The organism is Sutterella sp. (assembly GCF_052272535.1).
In the GTDB taxonomy this organism is placed as follows: domain Bacteria; phylum Pseudomonadota; class Gammaproteobacteria; order Burkholderiales; family Burkholderiaceae_F; genus Sutterella.
The window spans coordinates 1-1,626 of the sequence record NZ_DAVZJY010000348.1; the positions used below are offsets into that span (position 1 = coordinate 1).

A 1,626-nucleotide genomic window follows, 5' to 3' on the forward strand; every position below is an offset into this window, starting at 1 on the left:
TGAGCGTTGGTCAAGTGGAGAATCCCCGTCCTTCAGGGCGGGGAGTGCGTCAAGGGCGCAGGGCGGGCGGCCCGTCCGCCCGAGCTCTCCTGGAGGCCCTCGGCGCCGCGCCGGGGACGCGGCGCGCGCGGCAGTGCGTACAATTCATTCATGCGGTGTGCGCCCGTCGTTGAACGGCCGGACGCGCGCCCGTCGTTCTTTCCGCTTCCGGCCGCGCCCCATTTTTGGAACGGGCGCTGCGGCCGCGGGCGGTCCTTCTGCGGCCGGTGCGCCGCGCGAAACCCTCCCTTCAGCGCTTCGTCATGTCTTCGGTTGAGATTCTGATTCCGATCCTCGTCATTGCGGTCGTCCTCATCGGCCTCGTCTACTGGCGCTCCAAGCGCGAGGAGAAGCGCGCAAGCGCCCCCGGCATGGGGAGCCTGAGGTCGATCAAGACCGAGGATCCGCTCGTCGAGTCGGCCGCCCGCGTCGAGCCCGGGCTCGTCTCCGCGGCGAGCATCGAGAAGGCGGCCGCACAGGCCGCCGCCGCGGCCGAGGTGGACCGCGAGCCCGCCTCCGCCGCCGCGGGCGAACCCTCCGCGGAGCCCCCTGTCTACGACGTCCTCGAGCGCGAGGAGGCCGAGAGGAAGGCCGCCGAAGCCGCCGAAAAGGAGGAGGAGCCCGAAGACGAGGAGGAGGAGAGCCCGAAGGCCGCGGCCGCGCGCGAGACGCCGCCCGTGGATCCGGCGCTCGAGTGGCTCCTCGACATCGCGCCCGTCGAGGGGATGCAGTTCGCCCTGGGCGGCGTGAAGAGCCTCAAGCTCGAGCTCGAAGGGCTGGGACTCGCGCTCGCCGTGCACGTCTTCGCGCAGTCCTCCAAGGACGGGCTCTACTACGAGTCCGACGAACTCACCGGCCCCGCGCGCCACGTGGTCGCGGCCCTGGCGCTTGCCAACCGCGCCGCGCATCTCGACGAAGTCTCCGCCTCGCGCTTCTTCCAGGTGCTCGAGCAGTCGGCCGCGCAGAACGGCGTGCCCATCCGCCGCGAACTCGAGCCCGTGCAGGCCGTGCAGCGCTCCGAGGGCCTCAAGCACTTCATCGACTACTTCGACCGCAGGATCGAGGTGCTCATCACGCCCACCGACCCGGAGACCTCCTTCGACTTCGACGTCGTGGACCACGCCGCCAAGGCCGCGGGCTTCACCGCGGCGAGCGGCCGCTGGGAGATGAAGCTCGACCCGGCCGAACGCGATCCGGTCTTCACGCTCTCCTTCGGCACGGACGGCACGCAGACGCTCGTCCTCGCCTACGACCTGCCCTTGGGGAGCCTCTCCCGCGGAGACCTGAAGCGGTTCTTTGCGCTCGCGAACGACCTGGCCGCGCGCCTCGACGGCCTCTGGAGCGACTGCTCGCGCCGTCCGATCGATGCCGGCGGCGCGATGTTGATCGCCGAGACGGTCGCCGAACACGCGCGCCTGATGACCGAAAAGGGCGTCCCGCCCGGGTCGCCGCGCGCGCAGCTCCTCTTCTCGCACTGAAGACGCTTTCGGGAGCGCCCGCTCCCGTCTTCAGTCGCCCTCCCGCAACCCTTTCTCCCGCCGCCGCGCTCCGGACGCCAGTCGTCCGGGCCGCGGCGGCGTTGACTGA

Annotated in this window: 1 protein-coding gene; it reads left to right on the top strand. The window is 71.2% G+C overall.

The features are described 5' to 3' along the window. Positions 1-302: 302 nt before the first annotated feature. Positions 303-1,517 (top strand): hypothetical protein, encoded by a 1,215-nt coding sequence (locus tag ACT6Y9_RS10875; protein ID WP_443744543.1) that lies wholly within the window; start codon positions 303-305, stop codon positions 1,515-1,517. Positions 1,518-1,626 lie beyond the last annotated feature (109 nt).

Bases quoted from the DNA above. Each gene is read 5' to 3' on its own strand.
- ACT6Y9_RS10875 (WP_443744543.1), top strand. From the start codon at position 303: ATGTCTTCGGTTGAGATTCTGATTCCGATCCTCGTCATTGCGGTCGTC.